The sequence below is a fragment of the Pyxidicoccus caerfyrddinensis genome, from assembly GCF_010894405.1.
Taxonomy (GTDB): Bacteria; Myxococcota; Myxococcia; order Myxococcales; family Myxococcaceae; genus Myxococcus; species Myxococcus caerfyrddinensis.
Genome location: NZ_JAAIYA010000004.1, coordinates 594,706 through 613,251, shown reverse-complemented (window position 1 = coordinate 613,251; position 18,546 = coordinate 594,706). Strand labels below are relative to the sequence as shown.

The window sequence follows — 18,546 nt, the reverse complement described above, 5'->3', positions numbered from 1 at the left end:
CGAGGCTCAAGGCGCCGCCGGGCGGGCCGAGCCAGCCCCGTCCGCGGTGACGGCAATCCCACCCAGCACCTGCTCGTCGACCTCCACCTTCGTCTTGCTCCGCAGCGAGGTGACGAGGTCATCCATGAGGCGCGAGCGCTTCTCCATCTGCAGCCGGCTCTCGATGCGCGGCCTGACGATGTCGAATGACTGCTCCAGTCCCGGCTGGCGCCCGGTGAGCTTCAGCAGGTGCAGGCCCCGCTCCGAGGCCACCTGGCCCAGCTCGCCCAGGGCGTGGAGTCCGAAGGCCGCGTCCGCCACCGCCTGCCCCCACTTCGCCGTCAGCTCCTCGCGCGTCTGGTAGCCCAGGTCGCCCGCGGCCTCCTTCGAGGCTGCGTCGTCCGAGCGCGTGCGCGCCAGCTCCGTGAAGGCCACCTTCACCGGCCCCGCCTCCTGGCGCTTCACCTCACCCAGCAGCTTGTCCGCCTCCGCCTTCACCGCCGCGCGCTTCGCGTCGTTGCTCGCCGAGGCGAGGAACACCTGGCTCACCCGGACCTTCTCCGGCCGCACGAATTCGCCCAGGTGCTCCTGGTAGTACTTGCGCAGCTCCTCGTCCGTGAGCGGCGTGGCCGCCGCCGTCGCCGCGTGCTTCTGCATCAGCCGCTGCACGATGAGCTTCTCCAGCGTCGCCTTCACCTCGGGGTCCTGGTCCAGGCCCTGCCTGCGCGCTTCCTGCACCAGCAGCTCGAAGCGCACGAGGTTGTCGAGGAACTCCTTCTTCGACGCCAGCGAGGTGTAGCGGGAGCGCAGCACCGGGGGCTGCTCCTCCAGCCGCGCCTGGAACCCGCTCGCGGTGATGACGCCGTCTCCCACCTTCGCAACCACGGGGTCCGGCCTACCCCCGGACGCCTCGGTCCCTCCCGAACCCTTGCAGGCACAGACGAGCAACACGGCGGCTGTGAGTATGGGTTTGAAAGGACTCATGGGTGTAATTCCTGACTCATTAGAGGCGGGTGGAGACAGACACCGTGCGGCAGTGCCGGTGGGCACCGGGATTTCAGTAGCAAATGACGCAGGGATTCACAATTGGCGGCACATTTCAGACTAGTTGAATTCTTTCTGGGAGATCGCGGACGATAGCCAGCACATCAGGTGCGTCACCTCGTCCACGGAGCGTCGTTTGTCATACATCGGGTACAGCCGCTGGCTCGTCGTGACGCTCGCGCTGATGGGCTGCGAGGGGCGTCAGTCCGAGGGTGCCCGCGGCTCCGTGGCGGACGCCGGTGCGGTGTCTGGAGACGTGGTCGCCCGGTACAAGGGCGGCGCCATCACCCGCGAGGAGTTGGTGCGTGAGTCGCGGAGGCTGCCTCCGGCGCTGCGCGAGCAGTTCGAGAGTCCGGTGGGGCAGGAGGAGTTCGCCCGCTCGCTGGTGGACAAGCGACTGCTGGTGGAGGAGGCGCGGAGGCGCGGGCTCGCGCAGCAGCAGGACCTCGCCCGGCAGGTGCGGGAGCTGGAGGAGCGGCTCCTCGTGCAGGCGCTGCTGGCGGAGGAGGAGCGCGGCGCGGGGCCCGCGACGGAGCCGGAGCTGCGCGCCTGGTACGACGCGCACCGGTCCGAGCTGCGCCAGCCGGAGCGCGTTCATCTGGCGCGCGTGCTGGCGTCCGCCGGTGGGGGCACCGCCGCGGAGCGCTCGCGAGCGCGGGCCCGGGCAGAGGAGTTCGCGCGACGCCTGCGGGCTGGGGAGCCCCTGGCGCGCGTGCAGTCCGCCGGAGACGGTCCCGAGCGGGCGCGGGCGGGGGACATGGGGCTGTTCGCCCGGGGCGAGCTGAAGGACGCACGGCTGGAGGAAGCGGCCTTCGCGCTGCGCACCTCCGGGCAGGTGTCCGCGGTGGTGGAGACGGCGGAGGGGTTCGCCGTGCTCCAGCTCCTCGAGCGGCGGGTGGAGCGCATTCCTCCGTTCGAGGAGGTGCGCGCGGAAGTCGAGGGGCGGGTGGCGCCGTCGCGTCAGCGCCGGGTGTTCGATGCGTTGCGGACGCGCCTGAGGGGCGCCGCGGATGTGCACGTCGAGGTATCAGCGCGTCCCTGACGCGCGGGGCAGAGGGGGAAGTCACATGCAGCCACGTCGCGCGACGCGCCTGGGGGCGCTGAGCGTCCTGTGCGCGGTTCTCGTCGGTGTCGTGCCTGCCCTGGCTCATGGGCAGGCCGCGCCGTCCGTCGTGTCCGTGTATCCCCTCCGCCCGCTCCAGGCCGGGGCGCGGACCGTGGAGCTCGGCTTCGAGGTGGAGGGCACCGCCGCCCAGGTGGTGGTGAGCGTCAAGGGCACCTCCGCCACGGCGGGCGCGTTCGTGGACCTCGCAAGGACTGTCGTCTCCCGGGACATGGCCGGTGACGTTCCCTTCCACGTGCTGGTGCCGCTGACGGCCGAGCTGCCGGCGGACGGGCGGCTGGTCATCACCGCCGCGCCCGTGGCAGCCGAGGGCGCGCAGGTGACGCCGGTGCAGGTGGTGCTCGACGGGAGCGCGCCTCCGCCCGGCTTCGCGGCGAACGCGGTGAAGGTCCGGGCCTCGCAGGACTCCGGCGAGCTGCTGGTGGACGTGGCGTACCAGGGCACCCTCGCGCGCGTGGAATTGACGTTGCTGGGCGCCTCGGCGGAGCTGCTGCGCACGGTGAAGGGCGACCTGGAGGAGGCCGAGGCCCACTCCTTCGCCACGGCCCGCCGGAAGGTGGCGCGGCCCCGGCTGACCACGCCCGGCCAGGTGACGTTCTCCGTACCCGTCACGGCCGAGCGCATCCCCGTGGACGGCGTGGTGGTGGTGGACGTGGCGCTGGTGGACCCGTACGACCGCGTGGTCCACACGTCCGAGGTGGAGTTCACCGACTCCACCGCGTTCGACCCGGTGCTGGCGCTGCGCGCCGGGCCCTCGCCCCTGCTGCTGTCGGAGGGCTTCGGCCAGCGCGAGCCGCTCAAGGTGTCCGCCGTCTTCGCCATCGCCGGGGAGGTGGACGTCAGCGGCGGCGCGAATGGCGCCACGTACGAGTCCTCCGACGAGTCGGTGGCGGCGGTGACGCGGGACGGGCACGTGGTGGCTCGCGCCAATGGCGAGGCCCAGGTGACGGTGCGGTACGCGGGCTACACGGCCACGGTGCCGGTGGTGGTGGACTCCACCGCGCAGCTGCAGCAGCTCGCCATCCTCCCCGTCGCGCCGACCATCCCCCGCGTGGGGGGCTCGGTGGCGCTGCGGCTGGAGGGCCTGCTCACCTCCGGCCGGCAGGTGGACCTGACGCCGGCGGCCGTCGGGACGAAGTGGAGCGCCGAAGACCCGAGCACGCTGAAGGTGTCTCCGGACGGCAAGGTGACGTCGCTGCGGCCCGGACCGGCGCGCGTCGTCGCCACGTACCCGGGCCTGTCGCCGGTGTCCGTCATGGTGGAGGCCCTGGACGCGCCGCCCGAGGTGCGGCTCACCGTGCCCGCTACGGTGGTGGCCGGTGGCAGCCTCGAGGTGAAGGCCGTGGCCACGGACGACGTGGGCGTGGCGCGGGTGGACTTCCTGGTCAACGGCGTCCCCACCGTCTCGGACACGTCGCCGCCCTTCGTGCTCCAGGTGAAGGCGCCTCCGTATGGCGGCAGCCCCCTGGTGCTGTCGGCGCGGGTGGTGGACACCGCCGGCCAGCAGGCGCAGTCGGCGGAGGCGCGGGTGCAGGTGACGGGCGCGCGCGCGCCCAGCTCGCGCTCGGTGGTGTACGAGGCGCCGCTGGCCGGAGAGCTTCTCGTCGCCGGGCTGCCCCGGACGCTGCGGGTGACGAGCGGCGACTGGCGCAGCGGCACCCTGAGCGCCAGCGACTTCCAGGTCGTCCGCTTCACCGTGGACGACGCGGCGTTGGGCGTGGCGGAGGCTCCCCGCGTGGAGGTGCGGATGCGGGAGACGGACAAGGGCCCCGAGCCCGTCCTCGTCCCGCTGTGGGAAGTCACCTTCGTGCCGTCGAGGACGGCGGCGGGCACCTCCGCCGTCATCCGGGCCACGGCCGTGGACGGCTCCGGGGCCGAAGTCCCGGTGGAGGCGCTGCCGGTCCGCATCGTCGCGGACTCCGCGCCGCTCATCACCCTGCACCAGCCGGTGGGGCCCATGGCGGATGCCACCGTGGGCGTGCCGCTGGCCGTCGCGGGCACGGTGGGGGACGACGCGCTGGCCTTCGGCGTGGACCTGCGGCTGCTGGTGGACGGCGCCGCCGTGGCCAGCACGCGGCTGACGAAGGGGGGACTGGCCGGGACTCCGTCGGGCTCGCAGGGCTTCTCCTTCAGCTGGACGCCGCCCGCGTCCAGCCTGGGACGGCAGTTGAAGGTGGAGGTGCAGGCCCTGGACGTGGGCGGCAACGAGCGCCGCGCCGCCTTCCAGGCAGTGGTGCGCGCGGACCAGCCGCCGCAGGTCTCCATCCTCTCGCCCATCAGCCAGAGCAGCCTCATCGCCGGCTCGCGCATGGTGCTCACCGCGGCCACGCAGGACGACTCGGGCCGGCCCGTGCAGGTGACGTGGCTCGTCAACGGCGCCCCGGTGGGCCTGTCCAGCGTGCCGCCGTACCTCACGACGTTCGGCGTGCCCGCCTCCGCCGCGGGCCAGACATTCACGGTGGAGGCCGTGGCGCGCGACTCCTCCGGGCAGGAGAAGAAGGCCAGCGCCACGGTGTTCGCCACGCCGGACGTCACGCCGCCCTCGCTGGCCATCGTCTCTCCCGCGGAGGGCGCGCAGGTCGTCCGCACGCAGGACCTGCTCGTCAGCGTGGCGGGCCTGGACGACGTGGACGTGAAGCGGGTGGAGCTACTCCTGGATGGGGAGGTGCTCCACACGGACTCCACCCCGGCGCCCAACGCCGGCGTGCCGGGCTCGTTCGTCACCCACGCGGTGATTCAGGCGGCCCTGCTGCAGGGGCGCGCGGACCACCGCCTCCGCGCGCGCGCCTACGACTCCTCCGACAACGTGGGCTTCTCGCCCGAGGTGCTGGTGCACGCGCTGGCCGACGAGCCGCCCACGGTGGCGTTCCTCCGGCCCCTCGCGGGCACGGTGGCGACGCTGGGGGCGTCGGCGGAGGTGGTCGTCGACGCGCGGGACGACGTGGCCATCAAGGCCGTCGCCCTGTTCCTGGACGGCACCGCCGTGGGCACCCGCACCCTGCCGCCGTACCGCTTCGAGGTGCCCCTCTCCGGCGCGCCGCGCGACGCGGTGCTGAGGGCGGTGGCCACCGACAGCGGTGACAGGACGACGGAGGCCACGCTGCCGCTGAAGTTGTCCGCGGACCAGAAGGCGCCGCTCGTCGGCTTCCGAGCTCCGGCCGAGGGCACGCGCGTGTTCGCGGGCCGCACCGTGCAGGTGGAGGTGGTGGCGTCGGATGACGTGGAGGTGGCCTGGGCGGAGCTGTACGTGGGCGCCACGCGCGTGGACCGGCTGACGGGCGGCGTGCAGGAGGGGCTCTACCGGGTGTTCCGCTTCCAGCTCCCCGTGCCGGCCTCCGCGGAGGGCTCGCGGTTGCAGCTGCGCGCGGTCGCGGCGGACCGCTCCGGGCTGACGGCGGAGCGCACCCAGGAGCTGAGCGTGGTGAAGGACCTGCCTCCCACCGTGACGCTGCTGGCGCCGCCGCCGGGCAGCCCGTACCGGGAGGGCGAGGACGTCCGGCTGTCGGTGGCCATGGGCGACGACGAGGGCGTCATCGGCTGGGTGGGCCAGTCCGGCGGAGTCGTGGTCGGCGCGCTGCCGCTGTCGGGGCCCCGGAAGGACGTGGCCACGCCCCAGGTCATCGTCGTCACGGCGCCCCTCATCTCCAAGGGCCAGCCGGACACGGTGGGCATCACCGTGCGCGACACCTCGGGACAGGACACCACCCGCACGGTGTCGCTCGGCATGCGGCGCGACACCCAGCCTCCCACCGCGCTGCTAACTTCGCCGCTGCCGCCGCGCGAGGGATTGCTGGACGTCCCGGAGGGCGGCTCGCTGGGCGTGCGCGTGGAGGTGCGGGACGACGTGCGCGTCTCGCGCGTGGCGGTGCTGGTGGACGGCACGGCCCTCACCCCGGGCGGCAGGGAGCCGCTCGGCGTGGCCGAGGAGCGCTTCGAGGAGGTCCGCACGCCGGACCCGCTGGGGCCCGGCTCCATCCTCACCAGCCGCGAGTACGTGGGCACCTTCGCCGGCACCGTGCGCATGGAGGGCGTGGCCCCCGGTGAGCACACGCTGCTGGCGCGCGCGTATGACCCGGCGGGCAACGTCACCGACACGCACGCGGTGCGCTTCCGCGTGAAGGAGTACGTGGACAGCGGCCCGCCCCGGCTGACGCTGGCCCTGTCCGGCTGCCCGGACGACACCACCTGCGTGTCCGGCACTACGGTGAAGCTCCGCGTGTCGGCCAGCGATGACGGAGTGGTGAGCACGGTGTCCGCCAGCCTGGACGGCGTGGCGCTGGTGCTGCCGGACGTCGAGCCCGCCCCCTCCGTTGGCGCGGAGGTCTCCGTGCCCCTGCCGGTGCTCGCGGCGGGCGAGACGTCGCGGCTGCTCACCTTCACCGCGCGCGCGGTGGACGCGACGGGCAAGGCGTCCGAGGCGAGCCTCACCCGCACGCTGCGGCCCGATGCCGCGCCCACCGTGGCACTGCTCGTGCCCGCGGCTGGCGCGGAGCTGACGGAGGAGCGGCGCGAAGAGGTGAAGGTGGAGCTGCGCGACGACGTCTCCGTGGCGTCGTCGCTGGTGGTGCTGTCCACCACCGGGGCGCGACTGGCCCCCAGCGGCGCGGGGTCCTTCGAGGTGCCGGCCACCGGCGCCACCGCGGGCGGCGCGACGCCGTCGGTGACGTGGAGCTTCGGGGCGGAGCAGTCGTTCCAGCTCTCGGTGGAGGCGGGCCTGGTGCGCGTCCTGCCGCATGGCCCGGCGGGGCAGGGCGGCGCGTCCGGCCGCGCCGTGCTGAAGGTGGGCGCCTCGCCGTCTGGCCTGGGCGCGCGGGCGCGGGTGACGTGGCGCTACCGCGTGCGCCCCGGCCAGGAGCAGTCCGCGGCCGTGGAGGACTTCCTGGCCCAGAACCCGGGCGGGCGGCGCGAGCTGGTCCTGGCGGCCCCGTCCTACTCGGCCGACCTGTCCTTCCCGGCCTCCGTGCTGGCGGTGGATGCCATCGACGTGGAGCTGCTGTCCGCTTCCGGCGCCAGCGAGCCGCTGGCCGTCACGCGCACGGGGCTCGTCTATGACGGCTCCAGCGTGCAGGTGCGGGCGGTGGCGGGCGGCGAGTGGCTCGCCGTGAGTCCGCTGGACGTCCAGGCCTCGGCGCCGGGACGCGTGAGCCAGCCGACGACGCACCTGCGTCCTCCCATGGGCTGGTCTCCGCGCGCGGCGGTGCTGAGCGCGCTGGCCTGGGACGGCGCGGGCGTGGGTGCCGTCGCCACGCTGCCAGTCGGCGTGCGTCCTGACACGACGTCCCCCGTCGCGGCGGTGACGTCGCCCGCCAACGGGAGCGCCGTCGTCGAAGGCGCCCTGACGACGGTGACGCTGTCCTTCCAGGACGACGTGGAGGTGGAGTCCGCCGAGCTGCGCGTGGACGGCGTCACCCTCGAGACGCTGGCGCGGCCGGGCGCGGAGGTGAACCGCACCCTGGTGCTGCGGCGTCCCGCCAGCGGCGCGCCCGTGGCGCTGTCGGTGGTGGCTCGCGACAGGGCGGGCAACGCGTCCGTGTCCCAGCCCGTCTACGTGGACGTGCGCCTGGACGAGGCGCCGTCGCTGACGCTGCAGTCGCTGCGCTCCAGCGTGGAGGACATCACCGGTCCGGAGCTGGCGAGCGGCTTCGTGCGCCTGCTCCAGGGCACGGACGCCTCGCTCCAGTTCGAGGCGAAGGATGACGTGGGCGTGGCCTCCCTCGAGGCCACCTTCCGGGGCGAGGTCATCTTCAGCCAGGTGCTGTCGCCCGCGCCGGCCACCGCCACCCGGCAGCTCACCTTCCGTCCGCCGGTGAGCCGCGACGGCGAGCCCTCCGTGCTGCTCCTCACTGTCACCGACACGTCCGGGCGGCAGGGCCGCGCCCGGCTCGTCGTCGAGGGCCGCCGCCCCCAGGCGCCCGAGCTGGCCATCTCCGTGCCCACCGCCGCCAACGCCACGCTGGCCGAGGGCAGCATCCAGCTCTACTTCCAGGCCATCGCCGGTGACGACACCGCCGTGGAGCGGGTGGAGCTGTTCATCAACGGCCAGCCCGCGCTCTCCGTGTCCGCGAAGGCCGCGAAGGACATCCCCACGCTGGGAGACTCGCTCGGGGAGGACGGCCTGCCCGTGGCGCTGGACCCGGCGGTGCGCGAGGCCGCGCGCGAGCTGAAGGAGCCCTTCCGCGACGTGACGCGGCTGAAGACGTATGGCGGCCTGGTGCGCCTGCCGCCCGGCTTCGTGGCGTTGGAGCCGGAGCGCACGCAGACCACGCTCCAGCTCCGGGCGGTGGCCACGGACATCGAGGGCCACCAGTCCTCGTACGAGCGCGTGGTGGTGGTGGTGCGGGACACCACGGCGCCGGTGGCCGAGGTGCTGCGGCCGACGCTGAGCCAGAACGTGGTGGAGAAGACGCCCGTGCTGGTGGAGGTGGTGGCGCACGACAACGTCTTCGTGGACCGGGTGGAGGTGCTCGCCGGCCCCAGCCTGGAGGCGCTCCAGGTGGTGCACGTCGCGGGCGGCTTCCCCGCGGAGAACGCGGTGCCGGGCTCCGACTTCGACGTGTACGCGCCGCCGGTGCGCTACGAGGTGGGCATGCCGCCGCTGGCCCAGTTGGGCATGGCGGACAGCGCGCCGTACTTCGTGGCCACGCGCGCCCGGGACGTGAGCGGCCGGTGGAGCACGCTCTTCATCCAGCCCATCGACGTGGTGCGAGACCGCGAGCCCGCGGTGGCCATCATCTCCCCGCCCAACGGCATGCCCGTGGTGGAAGGCAGCCCGGTGACGGTGACGGTGGCGGCTGATGATGACGTGGGCTTGCAGGCCGTGGAGTTGATGGTGAACGACGCGCCGCAGCCGCTGGTGCTGCGCACGCCGCCCTTCGCCTTCCAGGTGCCGGTGCCACAAGGGGGCGGGACGCTCAAGCTCCAGGCGTCGGCGGTGGACTCGTTCGGGCATCGCGTCAACAGCCAGGTGGTGTTGCTGCCGGTGGTGGCGGACCAGGCGCCCACCGTGGCGCTCGCGCAGCCGCGCCAGGGCGACACGCTGACGGAGGGCCGCGACTTCGGCCTCGTCGTGGCCGCGCAGGACGACGTGGCCATCTCCTGGGTGGAGGTGCTCGTCGAGGGCGGCGCGAGCGGGACCCTGCGGTACACGGGCACCACGCGCCCCTTCACCTTCCGCGTGCCGCTGCCGTACGGCTCCGCCGGGCGGACGCTCACCGTGCGCACCCGCGCGCGGGACTCGCTGGGCAAGGAGGCCGTGGCCCCGGTGGTGACGCTGCCGGTGGTGGCGGACACGAAGCCGCCGGAGGTGGCCTTCCTCTCGCCGGCGAACAACTCCGAAGTCGTGGAGGGCATGCGGCTGGACGTGGAGGCGCGCGCGGACGACAACGTGGGCGTGGCCAGCGTGGTGTTCCGCCTCGCGGGCAACACCGAGCCCCTGGCCACCATGCCGGTGGCGCCCTACCGGTTCAGCTACCGCGTGCCGAAGAGCGCCCGGGGCACGACGCTCACGTTCATCGCCGAGGCGACGGACACCTCCGGCCTGAAGTCCCAGAAGCAGGTCTCCGTGCGGGCGGTGGAGGACGCGCCTCCGGCGGTGTCGCTCCAGGCCCCCGCGCAGGTGGTGGCCGGGCTGAAGCGCCGCTTCAAGGTGACGGCGGAGGACAGCGTCGGCGTGGCCCAGGTGTCGCTGCACCTGGGCACGGGCGAGACGCCGCCCGAGGTGATGCGCCGCTTCGTGCTGCCGTACGACTTCGACTTCGAGGTGCCCGCGGCGTGGGTGGACACCACCATCACCGCGAGGGCGAAGGCGGTGGACGTCGCGGGGCAGGAGGCCTGGTCGGCGCCGGTGCTGGTGCGGGTGGTGAAGGACCAGCCGCCGGTGGTGGCCATCAAGAAGCCGGTGCCCGGCACCAACGTCTTCGACGGACAGTCGCTGCGCATCCAGGCCGAGGCCACGGACCCTGACGGCGGCATCGTCCGGGTGGCCTTCCTGGTGGACGGCAAGCGCGTGGACACGGCCCTGGTGCCCGCCGGCATTCCCGGCGCGCCGGCCGTGTACGTGGGCACCTTCGTCGCGCCCGTGGGCAGCGGCAACCGCCTGTTCGAGCTCACGGCGGTGGCCGTGGACACCGCGGGCCAGGAAACGGTCTCCGCGCCGGTGCCGGTGGGCACCGTGCGCGACACCGTGCCGCCCGAGGTGGAGCTGGTGGACCCGCCCGAGCGCGACCTCGTCACCGAGGGTGAGCTCGTCACGCTGTCGGCCGCCGCTGTGGACAACTCCGGCGTGAAGTCCACCGAGTTCTGGGTGGACGGCCTGAAGCTGGGCAGCACCGCCGTCAGCCACCCGGGGCCCGCGAACCGGCCGCTGTACTCGCTGTCGTGGCTGGCGCCGAGCGGCCGCGCGGGCGAGCTCGTCACCCTCCACTCCGAGGCCACGGACGCCTCCGACAACCGTGCGCGCTCGCAGCAGGTGAAGGTGGAGCTGGGCTTGCGGCCCTCGGCCACGTTGCTGCCCATCTCCGGCGCGGCGCGGCTGGGGCCGGTGGCGGCGCGCACCGATGGCCGCCTGGCCGTGGGCGGGAGCCTGGAGCAGGGCGGTGGCGCGCTGGCCTTCGCGCAGGCGTCGCTGGGGGACAATCCGCTGCTGGGCCTGGGCCTGGTGCCGCTGGATGCGGAGCCCGTGGCCGTCGCCTTCTCCGGGACGCGCGCGCTGGTGACGACGCCGCACCGGCTCAAGAGCAACGGGTCCTTCGTGCCGCCCCTGCTGTCAGTGGTGGACGTGGAGCCGCGCGTGCTGCGCGGCAGCGTGGACCTGCCCGGCAACGACGTGGGCGGTGTGGCGGCGAGGGACAGGGTGGCCTTCGTGGCCAACGGCTCCGCGGGCGTGGCGGTGGTGGACATCGGCGACCCGACGGCGCCCCAGCGCATCCTCACGCTGCCCGTGGTGGGCGAGGCCCGGGACGTCTTCATCTCCGGCGACTTGCTGCTGGTGGCCGCGGGCCCCGCGGGCCTGCGCGTGCTGGACCTGAAGCACCCGAGGCTGAAGGAGAAGGGCTTCGTGGCGGTGCCCGGTGGCGCGCGCGCGGTGTCCGCCGTGGGCAACCGTGCCTTCGTGGCGTGCGACGGCGCCAGCGCGCAGCTCGCGGTGGTGGACCTGACGCAGCCCACGCAGCCCCGGCTGCTGTCGCTGCTGCCGCACACGCCCGGCCGCAAGGACCTGCTGGCCACGGGGCTGGGCGCGGTGAGCGCCTCCGGCAACCTGGTGTTGGGCGCGACGCAGCTCACGGACCAGGACGCGCAGCCGGTGAAGGGCATGCTGTCGGTGTCCGTCGTCAAGCCGGAGGGCGGGGCCCGCACGCTGGTGCGCGCCAACCTGCCGGCCGGCTCCCACGTGGCGCACGCGGCCGGCGGCGCGGTGGCGACGCTGGGTGACAGGCTGGCCCACTTCGCGCTCCAGCGGCTGGTGGTGACGTCCGTGCAGCCCGCGGATGGAGAGCGGCAGGTGCCCGTGGCCGCGCCGGAGCTCGCCATTCAGGTGGAGCTGTCCACCGCGCCCTCGGCCGCCAGCATCGGGCCGGGCACGGTGGTGCTGCGCGCGGCGGATGCGCTGCTGGGGCCGCAGGTGCCCGTCACCGTGGAAGTCGCCGGACGCCTGCTGCGCGTCGTGCCCCAGCGCCCGCTGGCCGTGGGCATGGACTACTTCCTCGCGGTGGGCCCGGAGCTGGCCACGTCCACGGGGCTGACGTTGGGCGAGACGTTCCGCTCGCGCTTCACCACGCGCGCCGCCGCGCACACGCCGCCGGCCGTGGCCGAAGTGCAGCCCGCGTCGGGACCGCTGGACGGCGGCACGGCCGTCACCGTGTTCGGCGCCGGCTTCAGTCAGGGAGCCCGGGTGTACTTCTCCGGCGCCGAGGCCACCGAGGTGGTGGTGGCCGGTGACGGCAGCAGCCTCACGGCCCGCACACCGCCGCAGCTCGAGGGCGCGGCCACCGTCACGGTCGTCAACCCGGACGGGCTCGAGGGCGCCCTCTACGGTGGCTTCATCTACCTCAAGGTTCTGGAGCTCCAGTTCGTGGTGCCCTCCACGGGAAGGCTGGAGGGTGGCAACACGGTGGAGCTGTCCGGCGGGGGCTTCCAGCGCGGCGCCACGGTGACGGTGGGCGGACAGCCCGCGACTCAGGTGCGGGTGCTGTCTCCGGGCCGGCTGACGGCCCGGGTGCCGCCGGGGCCCTTCGGTCCCGCGGACGTGGCGGTGCGCAACCCGGACGGGCGGCGCGCGGTGGCGGCGGGGGCGTACCTCTACACGGACCTGACGGTGTCCACGGTGCTGGAGCGCTACGACCCGGAACAGGACGGCCCCATCCGCCCCGCGCACCTGATGCCGAGGCTGGCGCCGCTGAAGGTGACGCTGTCCGGGAAGAAGGCCTGGGTGCTGTCGCCCGCGCAGGTGGCCACGTCCGCGAAGGAACCGGTGGAGCTGCTCCAGGACAGCGTGCACGGCGCACTGTCGCTGGTGGACGTGGGTGACGCGTCGGGCGCGTTCCTGCTGGGAGGCGTGTCGCTGCCGCCGCCGTACGAGCCCGCGGCGCTCGCGGTGCGGGGGACTCGGGCCTACGTGGCCGTCAACGGCGCGGACCTGCCGTTCGTGGACGTGGTGGGGGAGGGCGGCCCGTCGCTGCTCGTCGTCAACGCGGCCACGCCGACGGCGCCCGTGCTGGTGACGGCGGTGCCCGGCGTGGGGAACGCGCGGGGCCTGGCCCTCGCGGGAGACCTGGCGCTGATGGCGGCGGGGCCGGGGGGCGTGGCGCTCTACTCGCTGGTGGAGCCGGACCGGCCGGTGCTGCTGGGCGCGGTGACGCGGTTCCGCTTCAACGGCACGCAGCAGGAGCCGTCCATCCTGGACGTGCAGGTGTCCGGCCGCTACGCGGTGCTGCTGGCCGAGCTCGGCTCCGAGCGCCGGCTGCTGGTGGCGGACCTGTCGCTGCCGGCCATGCCGGTGGTGGGCGAGCTGGCCACCTCCGCGAGCGACGTGGCGCTGTTCTCACGTCGCGGCTTGTCCGTGGCGGAGCAGACCCTGCGCACGCTGTCGCTGGTGCCCGTCACCCGGCCGCGCGAGGTGGCACCGGTGACGCCGCTGGTGGGCGGCATGCGCTTCGCGGGTGGCGCGCTCGGGCCCCAGGTGGGCGCGCTGGCGGGCTCCGGCGGTTCGGCGCTGGTGCAGGTGCTCGTCGCTTCGGACCCTTCGCGGCCCATCTCCGTGGACGCGGTGGACCTGTACCCCGCGGCGACGCTGTCCGACGTGGCGGTGGAGGGTGACGTGGTGGTGGCCACCGTGAAGACGACGGTGGAGCCGCCGCCGGGCGCGCCCGCGGCGCTGGATGCGCTCGCGGTGGTGGGGCTGCCCTTCCCGGTGGTGACGGGAAGCGTGCCGGAGGATGGCGCGGAGGCGTTCCCGGTGGGCACGTCCCTCCAGGCGTTCCTGAGCCGGCCGGTGTCGGACGTGAGCGCCACCACGGTGCGGCTGTTCCAGGTGGACGGCACCGCCCAGGGCGCGCCCGTCCCGGCCACGCTGGAGGTCCAGGGCACCACGGTGACGCTGACGCCCGCGCAGCCGCTGGAGCGGAGCAGGACGTACCAGCTCCGCGTCGAGGGACTCCATGCGCAGGTGGACGGCGCGCCCATGCCGGGCGCATTCCTCGCGGAGTTCACCACCGCGTCCGACGTGACGGCGGTCCCCGTGGGCTTCACGCGAGTCACTCCGCGCCAGGGTCCCGCGTCGGGCCGGGTGGACGTGACGCTGGAGGGCCACGGCTTCAGCTCGACGATGGAGGTGCGCATCAACGGCGCGCCGGCCACGGTGAAGTCCGTGGCTCCGGGCGGCATGAGCGCCGTGGTGGAGACGCCGCCGAGCATCGCCGGCCCCGCCACCGTCAGCATCATCGGGCGCGGTGGCAGCCGCGTGGACGCCATTGGCGCCTATCTGTACGTGGACCCGCTCCAGCTCACCGCGGTGTCACCGCCGCGCGGCCCCACGTCGGGGGGCACGCGGGTGCTCATCTCCGGCAGGGGCTTCGCGCCGGACGGGACGGTGCGGGTGCGCTTCGGCAACGCGGACGCGCTCCAGGTCCGCGTGCTGGGCATCGGCCTCATCCAGGCGTACACGCCGGACGGGCTGCGCGGCCCGGTGGACGTCACCGTCACCAACCCGGACGGCACCACCGCCACGCTGGCGCACGCCTTCACCTTCGACCAGCCGACCGGCGCGTCGGTGGCGCTGGGCGCCGCGCTGCGAGACGTGGTGGTGGTGGGCGACCTGGCCTACGTGGTGGGCGACTCGGGGCTGGAGGTGGTGGACATCTCCGGCCTGCACCGCTTCGGGCCACACGTGGGCGAGCCGATTGCCCCGGACCGCCGGGGCGACCTGGTGGACGAGAACGGCGACCGCGTGGATGACCGCCGCGTGGCGCACCTCAACCTGCCGGGCGAGGCCACCTCCATCAGCTACCCGCCCTCGGGGGGAGACCTGATGTACGTGGGCCTCATCTCCCGGCGCGGCGCGAATGGAGTCCCCGCCGAGGGCGCGGTGGCCCGGGTGGACGTGGACAGGCCGGACCAACCCCGGCTGCTGGCCGTGACGCCCTCGGGCGCGCACGGTGTCTTCGGCGTGGACGCGCGCGGAGACCGGCTGCTGGCGGCGGCCGCGGCCAGTGGACTTCGGGCCTTCGACACCTCCGTGGACGTCTTCCCCGTGCACACGCAGGAGATTCTCCCCGGGGTGCAGGCGGTGGGCGTCTGGGAGGGGCAGGCGGCGCTGGGCGTCGGGACTCGTGGCGTGGATGACCGCGTGGCGCCGGGCAGTCTCCAGCTGTGGTCCGTGGAGGGCGCGCCTGCGTTGCTGGGCGTGCTGCCGGACATCGCTGTGCAGCGCGTGCGCCTGCGGCGGGAGCTGGCCGTGGTGGCGGCGGGCGCCGAGGGCCTGGTGCTGGTGGACGTGTCGCAGCTTCCGCTCCGGCGCCTCGCCTCGGTGGACGTGAAGGGCTTCGCCTCGGACGTGCGGCTCTCGGGAGACGTGGCCTACGTGGCCGCCGGGGCCGCGGGCGTCGCGGTGGTGGACCTGAGCGACGCGCTGGCTCCGAAGCTGCTCCACCATGTCATCGGCATGCAGGGCGGCGACGCCCGCACGGTGGCGGTGGGCGGTGGGCGGCTGCTGAGCTTGAGGGACCGTGGACAGCGCGGCTGGTCGCTGGAGCTGGGCCCCGCGGCGGAGCTGTCCGTCACGGGCGCCAGCGTGGCCTCGGGCGAGGTCGTCCCGCGCAGCCTGGACTCCGTCACCGTCTTCTTCTCGGCGGCGTTCGACCCGGCCACGGCGCCGGGGGCCTTCTCCTTCACGGCGGACGGCCTGCCCGTCTCCGGCACGCTGGAGGCGGGGGGCGTGGATGACCTGCGCAGCACCTGCGTCTTCAGGCTCTCGGAGCCGCTGCCCTCGGGCGCCGCGCTGCGCGTCTCCGTCTCCCAGGCGCTGAAGACGCCGGACGGCCACGCGCTCATCGCGCCCTACACGCTGGACTTCCAGGCCGCGGGCGGCGTGGGCGTGCGGCCGGTGCTGTCGCAGGTGGTGCCGCGCGTGGGCTCAATCGCGGGTGGCAACGTGGTGGAGGTGCTGGGGGCGTCCTTCGAGCCGGGCGCGAGCGTGCGCATCGGCGGGGTTGAGGCGGACGTGCTGGCCGCGTCGTCGACGCGCCTTACGGTGGAGACTCCTCCGGGCGCGGTGGGGCTGGCGGACGTGGAGGTGGTGCAGCCGTCGGGACTGTCCGTGCGCAGGCCGGGCGGCTACCTGTACGTGGCGCCGCTCTTCGCGCACTCGGCCAGTCCGCGCTTCCTCAATCCCCGGGGCGGCAGCACCGTGCGCGTCACCGGCGAGGGCTTCCTGCCGTGGTGGGCGGATGCGCTGGGCTCCACCCGGGTGCTGGTGCGCGGCCTGCCCGCGTCCGGCGTGCAGGTGGTGTCCTTCAACGAGCTGACGGCCGTGGCGCCGCCGGGCTCGTTCGGCGCGGCCGAGGTGTCGGTGGTGTCTCCCGACGGCATCTCCCGCGTCACCGCGCCGAGCCCCGTGGGCTACGGCCTGCCGTTCTCCGGCGAGGAGCGCGCCGTCTCGGTGCGTCCGCGCGCGCTGTTCGTCAACCCGGAGCAGCCGCTGCAGGTGTTCGCCGCGGCCGGCGCCGGTGGCAACGGCAACCGCTTCGACCAGCCGTACCTCGGCGCCATCACCGGCCAGGGCGTCATCCCCGAGTCGTTCCGCGCCGTCGTGTACGACGCGACGCTGGCGGGCCGGCCGCGCACCTCGGGCGCGCAGGTGGTGGACGCGCCGGACGCGCTGGTGGACCGCTACTTCGCGCTGCGGATGGGCTACCTGCGCGACGAGCCGCTGCCGGACATCGAAATCATGCCCGACTCGCTGGACGTGGCGGCGAGGGACGGCAGGCTGTACGTGGCCAACGGCCTGAGCGGCCTCGCGGTGCTGGACGCCACGGACACGCTGGGGCTGCCGCTGCTCGGCCGGGCCTCGCTGGAGGGAGGCTCGGACGGCATGCACGCCACCCGCGTGCTGCCCACGCCGACGGGCGCCTGGGTGCTGGGTACCGTGCTCACGATGGACCCGGAAGGCCGCTGCCCCGGGACGCCCCCGGCCTACGGCACGGGCGGCGGGGTGATGCTCTTCGACACGCGCACCGCGAACGACCCGGTGCGCATCGGCGCGCTCCCGTCCGCGACGGACGTGTTCGGCGCGGCGCTGGCGCGAGGCCGCGCGTTCGTGGTGACCGGCCGGCACGAGGGCCTCTACTTCTGCCCGCCCGACCCGTATGACCCGATGAAGCTGCCGCCGCCTCCGGAGACGTCCGTCACCGGGAGCCCTTCGGGTGAGCATGCTCGCGCCATTCCCGGCGAGCCGCCCTCGGGCAGCCTGCTCGTGTACGCCTCCGCGCGTCCGGGCGCCTCGGTGGAGGCCTCGCTCACGTTCCCGTACTCGCTCACGGACGTGGTGGTGGTGCGCGACGTGGCGATTGTCGCGGCCGCCGAGTACGGCCTGCTCTTCGTGGACGTGGCTGACCCGGCCCATCCCCGGAAGCTCGACACGGCCAGCATTCCCTTCGACGGCACGCTGTCCAACAAGCCGGGCCACCCGCAGCGCCTGCGGCTGCTGGGCGATTTGCTCTTCGTCTCCGCGGCTGACGGTGGCGTGGTGCTGGTGGACGTGTCGGAGCCGCGCGCGCCGAAGCTGGTGAGCGGCGGCAACCCGGAGCCGGCGTGGGACTCGGCGGCGGTGCAGGACCGGCTGCTGCTGGCCAGCCGCGACCGCGTGACGGAGCTGTCCGTGCCCTTCCTCTACGTGACGGGCTACACGCCCGCGCGGGAGTCGCTGGTGGCGCCCGAGGGCGTGGAGTTGGTGGTCCGGTTCAACCGGCCGCTCGCCGCTGCCAGCTTCACGGACGCGAGCGTCCGGCTGCTCGGAGCGGATGACGAAGCCGTCGACGTGGACCTGGAGGTCTCCGGCTCCACGCTGGTGGTGCGTCCGGAGTCCGCGCTGGCGCCGAACCTGGCGTACCGACTGGAAGTGGACTCGCGGGTGACGGACCAGCGCGGAGGCTCGCTGCTGGTGCCGCTGAGCCTCGGCTTCCGGACAGGCGCGGTGGGCAGCCGGCTGCCTGTGCTCGTGTCCGTGGCGCCCTCCGCGGCCTCGCGCGCGGGAGGCACGGTGCTGACGGTGGTGGGGCAGCGCCTGGGCGGCGTGGCCCAGGTGCGCGTGGGCGGACAGCCCGCCAGCTTCCAGGTCGTCTCCGAGACGGAGCTGCGCGTCACCGCGCCCGCCATGGCCGAGGCCGGCCCCGCGGACCTGGAGGTCGTGGACCAGGGTGGGCCCACGGCGGTGCTGCCCTCGTCGGTGCTGTACCTGGACCCGCTGGAGGGTGCGGGCGTGGCGCTGTCTCCGGACCATGGGCCGGTGGAGGGCGGGACGCGCGTGCAGCTTGCTGTCTCGGGCCGTCAGGCGCTGGCGCCGGGGACGAAGGTGCGCATCGGCGGCAGGGACGCGGTGGACGTGGACATCCAGGACCTGACGTCGCTGAGCTTCACGACGCCCGCGGTGGATGACGCCACGCTGGCGCCGGTGGAGTTGGTGCGGCCCGGCGAGGAGCCGGTGCGGGTGGGCCTGTTCTCCTACGACATGCCGGTGGGCACCACGCTGGACCTGCCGGGCTTCCCGCCGAGGGTGGCGTCGGAGCTGCGCCTGTCCGGGGACACGCTGTACGTGGGCGTCTCCAACAGCGGCTACGAGGGGCTGGAGCTGTTCGACGTGAAGATTGAGGAGCGGCCCATCCGCCTGGGCGGAGTCCGCACCGAGCGCC

Annotated in this window: 3 protein-coding genes (1 of these 3 only partly in view); 2 read left to right on the top strand and 1 reads right to left on the bottom strand. The window is 74.3% G+C overall.

Features of this window, described 5'->3' with window-relative positions; genetic code table 11:
• Positions 1–6: 6 nt before the first annotated feature.
• Positions 7–963, bottom strand: a complete 957-nt coding sequence (locus G4D86_RS12785; protein WP_163993144.1) for a peptidylprolyl isomerase — start codon at positions 961–963, stop codon at positions 7–9.
• Positions 964–1,159: 196 nt separating this feature from the next.
• Between G4D86_RS12785 and G4D86_RS12780 the strand changes: the two genes are divergently transcribed.
• Positions 1,160–2,065, top strand: a complete 906-nt coding sequence (locus tag G4D86_RS12780) for a peptidylprolyl isomerase (protein WP_163993141.1) — start codon at positions 1,160–1,162, stop codon at positions 2,063–2,065.
• Between the two features lie 25 nt (positions 2,066–2,090).
• Positions 2,091–18,546: the 5' portion of an Ig-like domain-containing protein gene (locus tag G4D86_RS12775; RefSeq protein WP_163993139.1), read on the top strand. Its footprint extends 15,578 nt past the window's final position; only the first 16,456 of its 32,034 coding nucleotides appear in the window; the start codon lies at positions 2,091–2,093; its stop codon lies off the right edge, out of view.

What these genes read in the sequence shown, in the direction of transcription:
- G4D86_RS12785 (WP_163993144.1), bottom strand. Translation starts at nt 963, where the DNA reads ATGAGTCCTTTCAAACCCATACTCACAGCCGCCGTGTTGCTCGTCTGT.